This window comes from Gilvimarinus sp. 1_MG-2023 (genome assembly GCF_030548285.1).
This window is the reverse complement of record NZ_JAUOSC010001140.1, coordinates 1-264: the sequence shown is the minus strand read 5'-3', so window position 1 is coordinate 264 and position 264 is coordinate 1. Positions and strand designations below refer to the sequence as shown.

Sequence of the window (264 nt, the reverse complement as noted above, 5' to 3'; positions counted from 1 at the left end):
CCCTGGCACACTGGCGTACCAACCAGGCCTACGCCATCAAGATGTGTATCGAAGCCGTTAACCGCCTGTGGGCAGTAATGGGCGGTTCCAACTGGTACAACGAACGGGAAGGCCAGCGCTTGTGGCGCGAGTCCAACATGACCGCCGCCCACGCCTACACCGATTACGACGTATGCGCCCAGATTATCGGCCGTGAACTGCTAGGCATGGAGCCAGACCCAGCGCTGCTGTGATTGTTTTGTCTGACGTCGGGCGCATCTGAGG

At 59.8% G+C, this 264-nt stretch carries 1 protein-coding gene; it reads left to right on the top strand.

Going from position 1 to position 264, the window contains the following annotated elements; translation table 11 throughout:
- Positions 1 to 233, top strand: a 233-nt coding sequence (locus tag Q4563_RS20420; RefSeq protein WP_303605815.1) for a hypothetical protein, incomplete at its 5' end; no start/stop codon positions are given.
- Between the last annotated feature and the right edge of the window lie 31 nt (positions 234 to 264).